Consider the following 7,771-nt stretch of genomic DNA (forward strand, 5'->3'; position numbering starts at 1 on the left):
GTCACGCGCAAATCATCACGATTCGTCGCGTTGGGCGATATACAAGGATGACAGGTTTTTTCGATCGCTTCGCGTTCATCCACCCGAGCGCAACCCCTACGCGAGAATCGCCTTTACCACATTGCCGCTGATGTCGGTGAGGCGGAAGTCGCGGCCTTGATAGCGGTAAGTGAGGCGAGTGTGGTCGACGCCGAGCAGGTGCATGATGGTGGCGTTCAGGTCGTGCACGTGGACGGGGTCTTTGACGATGTTATAGCTGTAGTCGTCGGTCTCGCCGAGGGTGAGGCCGCGCTTGATGCCGGCGCCGGCGAGCAGGACGGTGAAGCAACGCGGATGGTGGTCGCGGCCGTAGTTGTCCTCGGTCAGCGTGCCTTGCGAATAGACGGTGCGTCCGAATTCGCCGCCCCAGACGATGAGCGTGTCGTCGAGCAGGCCGCGTTGTTTGAGGTCCTTGATCAGGGCGGCGGTGGGTTGGTCGGTGTCGTGGCACTGGCCCTTGATCGCGGCGGGCAGGCCGCCGTGATGGTCCCAGCCCATGTGGAAGAGTTGAATGAAGCGGACGTCGCGTTCGGCGAGGCGGCGGGCGAGGAGACAGTTCGAGGCGTAGGTGCCAGGGGTCTTCACATCCGGCCCGTACATCTCGAGGATGTCGGGGGATTCCTTGGAGATATCGGTGAGATCGGGAACGCTGGCCTGCATGCGGAAGGCCATTTCATACTGCGCGATGCGCGTCTGGATTTCCGGGTCGCCGAGCACGTCGTGGTGCTGCTGATTGAGCGCACTGAGTTCGTCGAGCGTCTCGCGGCGCGAGTCGCGATCGACGCCGGGCGGATTGGAGAGATAGAGGACGGGGTCGCCGGTGTTGCGGAACTTGACGCCCTGATGTTTCGACGGCAGGAAGCCGGAGCTCCAGAGCCGGTCGTAGAGCGGTTGGTCGTCGCGGCGGCCGGTGCCGAAGGAGGTGAGGACGACATACGACGGCAGATCCTTGTTCTCGCTGCCGAGGCCGTAGCCGACCCACGAGCCGATGCTGGGCCGGCCGGCGAGTTGCGAACCGGTTTGCATGAAGGTGATCGCCGGGTCGTGGTTGATGGCCTCGGTGAAGAGCGAGCGCACCATGCAGAGGTCGTCGGCGACTTCGCCGAGGTGCGGGAGCAATTCGCTCAGGACCATGCCGCTCTGGCCATGGGGGGCGAAGTTGAAGATCGTGGGCGCGACGGGGAATTTCTTCTGCCCGGAAGTCATCGTCGTGAGCCGCTGCCCCTTGCGAATGGAATCGGGCAGATCTTCACCACGACGCTTCGATAGCTCGGGCTTCGGGTCGAAAAGGTCCATCTGCGACGGGGCGCCGGATTGGAAGAGATAGATGATGCGCTTGGCCTTCGGGGCGAAGTTCGGGAAGCCGGGCAGGCCGCCGGTCGGCGATTTCGCCGGTGCCGCGATCAACCGGTCACCGAGGAGCGCGCCCAACGCGGCGAGGCCAATGCCGGAAGCGGAGCGCTGCAGGAAAGTGCGGCGGGTGAGCGCGGCTTGCTGCTTCCACGCGAGATTCAGAAAGGAGTGGTCGTTGCAGTTCATGGCTTATTCCCGGGTGATGACTTCGTCGAGGTTGAGCAGGACGTTGGCGGTGAGCGTGTAGGCGGCGAGCTCTTTCGGATCAGCCTTCGCATCGGGCTTCGATTTACCGAAGGCGATGAGTTGCTGCGCGGAAGCTTCGTCGGCCTGATAGCGGGCGAGCCTGGTGTTCAAGCCGCTGGCCAGCACTTGCAACTCGGTCGGTTTCGGGGCGCGGCCGGTGGCGCGCTGGAAGGCCCAGGCGATGCGCTGCTCGGGCGTCGTACCACCTTCCAAGATCATGCGTTGGGCGAGGGCGCGGGCGGACTCGACGAAGGTCACTTCGTTGAGTAGCGAGAGGGCCTGGAGCGGGGTGTTCGTGCGTGAACGTTTCACCGTGCAGATTTCGCGCGTGGGCGAATCGAAGATCATCATCGTGGGCGGTGAGGCGGTGCGCTTCCAGATGGTGTAGAGCGAGCGGCGGTAGAGGCCGTCGCCGGCGTCGATCTTGTAGTTGCGCATGTCGCCGTAGCGGCTGGTCTCATCCCACACACCCTCGGGCATGTAAGGCCGCACGCTCGGGCCGCCGAGCTTTTCCACGAGCAGACCGCTGACGGCGAGCGCCTGGTCGCGCAGCAATTCGGCGGGCAGACGGAAACGGGGGCCGCGCGCGAGGAGGCGGTTCTCCGGATCGCGCTCTTGCAAATCGGGCGTGACCTTGGACGACTGCCGGTAGGCGGCGCTGGTCACGAGCAGCTTCTGCATGGCCTTCATATCCCACTTCAGCCGAACAAATTCCGTGGCGAGATAGTCGAGCAACTCGGGGTTGCTGGGCCACTCGGACTGCGAGCCGAGGTTCTCGGTGGTGCGGACGATTCCCATGCCGAAGAATTTTTCCCACGCACGATTCACCCAGACACGGGCGGTCAGCGGATTCTCGGGCGCGGTGAGCCATTGCGCGAGACCCCGCCGGTCCATCGAGGCGCCGGCGGGCAACGGCGGCAGGGCGGCGGCCAGGCCGCGCTCGACCTTGTCGCCGTGCTTGTCGTATTCGCCGCGGATGAGGATGAAGGCTTCGCGCGGCTGCGGCAGTTCCTTCATGACCATGGTGTTCGGCAGGTCGTTCTTGAAATCGTCGAACTTCTTCTTCGCCTCGGCCAGCGCGCTCTCGGCGCGGGAGGCAGGGTTGTCGGTGTTGTCGCGATAGAACTTCAGCAGCGCGGTGCGTTGCGCGGGAGTGCGCTTGGCGGATTCGATGTTCAGCGTGTCGCGAATGTCCTTCGGCGTTTCGCCGCCATTTAATTTTACGACGCTCGGCGGGAGCGACGTCGCGCTCACGCGGAAGCGCCCGATGTTGTGATTGGCGATGGCCTCGTGCTTGAGGCGGATCATGATCGTGGCGTCCGGCGGAATGGTGAGCGGGGTGCTGGTGATGAACATCGCCTTGCGCGGGACTTTCTTCGCCGGGTCGTTGCCATCGATCGCCCAGCCTTTCTTCGCCTTCTGCTTGCCGCGCTTCGGCGAGTTTTCCTCGACGATCAACTTCACCTCGTAGCCCTTTTGCTCGTAGTCGGCCTCGGCGCGCGTGAAATCGGCCACGAGCTGCTGGGGCAGGCTCGGCGCGCTGATCTCCGCCTCGACCGAGGTGAGGACGTAGTTGCCGTTGCTGTTGCGGCCGAGGCTCTGGCCGGGCAGCGACGGATCGGGAAACGCTTCGAGCAGCAGTCCGCTGAAATCCCCCGGCGCGATGGGCGCGGTGATGGTGTAGGTGTCGTTCGGCGGGTTCTTGCCGCCGGCCAGCCAGGTGCCGTCCTCCAATCGCGTGAGCGTCGCGCCGCCTTCGCTTTTCGCCTCGGCGGCGAGCATCTGCCAGGCGGGCGTCTTGCCCTGCAACTGTTCGCGGAACTTCACTTCCCAATCCTTTTCCAACTGCGGCAATTGTTTCTGCGCCTCGGCCACGTGCTGCTGCGCGGTCTTGACCACCGCATCGAGCTTCGCCATTTGCGCTTCCTCCTCGGGCGTGGGCAGGGCGAGCACGGGCCGCGAATTGCCACCGCGTCGGGTCCCGGCGGAGCCGCCGAAATCATCGAGCACGCCGTTTTCGTCGCTGGAATTGAAGAACGCGCCAAACTGGTAGAATTCCTTCTGCGTGATCGGGTCGAACTTGTGGTCGTGACACCGAGCGCAGCCGAGGGTGAGGCCCATCCACGTCATCCCCGTGGTTTCGACGCGGTCGATGATCGTCTCCGCGAACCATTCCTCCACGATGCGCCCGCCTTCGCCGTTCAGTCGTCCGTTGCGCTGAAAGCCGGAGGCGACAATTTGGTCGCGCGTGGCGTTTGGGATCATGTCGCCGGCGAGTTGCTCGAGAGTGAACTCGTCGAAGGGCATGTTACGGTTGAAGGCGTCGATGACCCAGTCGCGCCAATGCCACATCTGGCGGCTGGAGTCGGACTGGAAGCCGTTGCTGTCGGCGTAGCGCGCGAAGTCGAGCCATTGGACAGCCATGCGCTCGCCATAACGCGGCGAGGCGAGGAGTTTGTCCGCCAACTTGTCCACGGCGGCGCGGGAGCCGTTCGTCTTCCAAGCCCGCGCGAAGGCGTCGACTTCCGCCGGGGTGGGCGGCAGGCCGGTGAGATCGAGCGACATGCGGCGAATGACGGTCTCGGGCGCCGCTTCGGGCGACGGGGTCAGCCCTTTCGACGCCATATTTTTCAAAAGGAAACCGTCGATGGGATTGACGTTCCAGTCGCTCACGCCATCCGCGCCATTCTTCCAGGCGGCGTTCGGGAGCTTGATTTCCGCGAGCTTCGGCACGGCGGGGCGCTCGGGTTTGATAAACGCCCAGTGCCCTTGGTACTCGGCGCCTTGGGCGATCCATTTCTTGAGCGTGGCGATTTGTGCCGGGGTGGTCTTCTTATGCAGCTTGGCCGGCGGCATGATGTCGTCCGGGTCGGTGGCTTCCAGCCGCTTCACCAGTTCGCTCTCCTCCGGCTTGCCGGCGACGATGGCGATGGCGCCCGATTCCGCCGGCTTCACCGCCGTGTCGCGCGTGTCGAGACGGAGGCCGGATTTGCGCTTCTTTTCGTCCGGGCCATGGCACTGAAAGCAGGTGTCCGAGAAGATCGGCCGGATGTCGCGGTTGAACTGCACCTTTTCCTCCGCAGCGTGGAGAGAACCCGGCAGTGGCAGGGCGAGGGCGAAAAGGGCAAAGACTGGACGGTAAAGGCGTCGCATATTCAGGGGGCTATCAGAGAATGGTCGAGGATAGCGGAAGCTTAGCTGCACGGCGAAGGAACCCGGTTACGAAGTTGCGTAAGGCGCAGCTCCCGGCAATTGAAAGGTCGGAACTACGCGGAACTGTCCGGGTCAGAGGCTAAGGGCTCCCGGGGAAAATTTCCTGCCTTGTTCCGGCTTGAGTGACCTTGACTGGCCTTGACCGGCCTTGATTGAGCTCCACTCCCCCCGGAGCGCAGGGACGGTGGGCAGCCGAAATCAAAGGTCGGAAGTGGCCGGAACACGTCGGAGTTACTCTGGAGCGCATTCACAGGAGCAGCGTGCGGATGATGGAGACGGCTTGGGAAACATTGGGGACGTGGAAGCTGGATTGGCCGTGATCCGACTCGATCAGGAAGGGGCCGTTGCCGTCGCCCGATCCAACCTGAACCTGGGTCCCGCGGTCGGGAAGGGCGAGCAGCCACAGGCCGCCGTCGTCGGTGAGATGCGGCACGGGCAACCGCCGGACATGGATGTGCGGGAAGCCGGCGGTCAGCCGTTCGATGATCTGGTCTATGTCACGGGACATGATGAGGGTGTTCTATCCACAAGCCAATCGGGTGAAAGAGGCCGCGTCTGCCTACTGCCGTCAATCCTTCCGTCTTTCACTCCGAAGATATTAGCAGGTCTGACCATAAAAGCAATTCGGTGGCCGAGGTCATGGGGACCGGGTTCAGTGAACCCGGCTACAACGTCACCTCAACCGGGGTGCAGCGTGTAGAGCAACTCACGCAGCAGGAAGGCGACGCCGACGAGACCGAAGCAGAGGCTCACGCCCCAGAAGGCCTTGCGCTTGGTGAGCGCGGAGATGGCGCCGACGGCGATGGCGATCTGGAGCAGCGTGACGCCACCGGCGAGCAGCTTGTGCCGGGTGAGATGGATCTCGGCCTCGTGATGTTTCGCTTCGGCCTCCTTCTTGATCTCTTCCTGTTCCTTCCCGTACTCGGCGATCTTCTCCTCGTCCTTCTCGGACGCTTTTTTGCCCTGGCTCTCGATGAGCGCGATCTTGGTGCTGAGCACGGCGGCCTTAATGCTCTTGGCTTGGAAAAACGCCCACTGGTCCGAGGACTCGATCTGGCTGACCATGGCCTCGTTGGCGTGGTCGCCGGCGAGCAGGGAAGCGATGGCGGCGAAAGCCGCGATGATCGCCGTGCTCAAGGCGACCTTGGGAATGAAGCTGTCCGGTTCGTGGTGGGCGTGATGTTCGATGTGCTCCTGCACCTGTTCGAGTGGGACTTCGGGGTGCTCCATAGATGTTCAGTGACTGAGACTGGCGGCCTCGCGGTCGAAATAGGCCATGCACTCCTTGAGTTCGTTGACGAGTTGTTCCCCAGCGGCGCCGCTCTCGTACTCCATGGAGAAGACGCCATGGAAATTCTGCCGCTTAAGCTCGGCGAGCATGCCCTTGATATCCGTCTGGCCGGTGCCGAAGACGACGTCTTTCTTTTGGTCGTTCACGTCCTTAAAATGCAGCGTGATGACGTGGCCCTCGAGCTTCTTGAGGCAATCGACGGCGTTGAGCCCGGAGCGCGTCCAGTGACCGGTGTCGGCGCAGGCGCCGATGCGCGCGCTGTGGCCCTTGATGGCCGCCAGCACGGTCTCGGGATCGAAGTAATGCGAGGGCTGCGGGTGATTGTGAATGGCGACGTTGATGCCGTATTCGGCGGTGAGCTTGTCGAGCAGGTCAAAGGAGCCATCCTCGGGCTCGGAGACGATGGTCTCGATGCCCATCTCTTTCGCGAAGTCGAAGACTTTGCGATCGGCGGCTTCGTCCTTGGTCAGCTTCACGACGCCGTAATTCATGACCTTGATCCCGGCGGCGGCGAACTTCGACTTGAGCGCGGCGCGCAGTTCGGGCGGGAGAGTGTCGTTGGTGTTGACCGGGTTTTCCGGGCTGAGCTTTTGCGTGGGATTGAGCTCGAAATATTTCAAGCCGAGCGCGTGGGTGATATCGATCGTCTCGTAGAGCGTGATCGCGCGGAAGGTGTAGGCCTTGGTGGCGAGATGCCAGCCGAGCTTTTCGGCCGCGGAATCGTCACGGGACTGCGCGAGGGCGGAGGAGGTGATGGCCGCGAGGGCGAGGAGGAGGGAGCGAAGGGGGAGTTTCACGGTGAGTGGGAGAATGTTGGGTTACGTGGAATCTCGCAATGCGAAAGGCAGAAGGATGGCCACGAAAAGGCGCAGAAAACACAAAAAGGGAAAGGCGCGGAAAACTCCCTTTTGTGTCCCTTGTGCCTTTTCGTGGCTATTCCTCCTTCGTCGTTTCTTCGCCGCGGGTGTGACGGAGGACTTTTTTGCGAAGGGTGACGCGGTTCATTTTAGTTTCGCGGGCGAGGACGGTGGGCTTGCCGCCGAAGTGGGCGAGGAGGTGCTGGAGGGCCATGGATTCGAGGGCGTCGTGCATCTCGCGGTAGGTCGCGCCAGCGGCGAGTTGGCGCTGGAGCCAGGCACCGAGCGCGGTGTCGAGGGCGTCGGTGGCGGCGGGCGCGGCGCCTTCGGCGTCACGCATTTCGCGGGGCAGATGATGCGGCAGGATGATGCCGCCATTGGAGACGGCGATGGCGTGCTCGAGGGCGTTGCGCAATTCGCGCACGTTGCCCGGCCAGGGGTAGCGCTGGAGCAGGTCGAGCGTGGTGGCCGCGAGCTGGCGCGGATGCGACCCGCCCATGGAGCCGAGGAAATAGGCGGCGAGCGCGGGGATGTCGCCGGGGCGCTGGCACAGCGCGGGCATGCCGATCTCGAGAACGTGCAGGCGGTAGTAGAGGTCCTCGCGGAAGCGGCCGGTGCGCACCTCTTCGCGGAGGTCTTTGTTCGTCGCGGTGATGAGCCGGAGATCGACCCGCAAATCCTCGCGGCCGCCGACCCGGGTGAAGGTGTGCTCCTCGACGAAGCGCAGGAGCTTCGCCTGGATGGCCGGGGAGATATCGGCGATTTCATCGAG

Annotated in this window: 6 protein-coding genes; all 6 read right to left on the bottom strand. The window is 63.5% G+C overall.

The window, feature by feature from the left end; translation table 11 throughout:
- Positions 1-96: 96 nt before the first annotated feature.
- The gene (locus ABJF10_RS27440) at positions 97-1,578 is read right to left on the bottom strand and encodes a DUF1501 domain-containing protein (protein WP_348547815.1); all 1,482 of its coding nucleotides are present in this window, start codon (positions 1,576-1,578) and stop codon (positions 97-99) included.
- Positions 1,579-1,581: 3 nt separating this feature from the next.
- On the bottom strand, positions 1,582-4,791 hold the full coding sequence (locus ABJF10_RS27445; protein WP_348547816.1) for a PSD1 and planctomycete cytochrome C domain-containing protein: 3,210 nt from the start codon (positions 4,789-4,791) through the stop codon (positions 1,582-1,584).
- A 307-nt stretch (positions 4,792-5,098) separates the two neighbouring features.
- The gene (locus ABJF10_RS27450; protein WP_348547817.1) at positions 5,099-5,359 is read right to left on the bottom strand and encodes a hypothetical protein; all 261 of its coding nucleotides are present in this window, start codon (positions 5,357-5,359) and stop codon (positions 5,099-5,101) included.
- Positions 5,360-5,529: 170 nt separating this feature from the next.
- Positions 5,530-6,081 (bottom strand): DUF4337 domain-containing protein, encoded by a 552-nt coding sequence (locus tag ABJF10_RS27455; RefSeq protein WP_348547818.1) that lies wholly within the window; start codon positions 6,079-6,081, stop codon positions 5,530-5,532.
- Between the two features lie 6 nt (positions 6,082-6,087).
- Entirely contained in the window at positions 6,088-6,939 is an 852-nt protein-coding gene (locus ABJF10_RS27460) for a sugar phosphate isomerase/epimerase (RefSeq protein ID WP_348547819.1), read from the bottom strand.
- A gap of 136 nt (positions 6,940-7,075) precedes the next feature.
- Positions 7,076-7,771, bottom strand: a 696-nt coding sequence (locus ABJF10_RS27465; protein WP_348547820.1) for a sigma 54-interacting transcriptional regulator, incomplete at its 5' end; no start/stop codon positions are given.

It is taken from the genome of Chthoniobacter sp. (genome assembly GCF_040003245.1).
Lineage (GTDB): Bacteria > Verrucomicrobiota > Verrucomicrobiia > Chthoniobacterales > Chthoniobacteraceae > Chthoniobacter.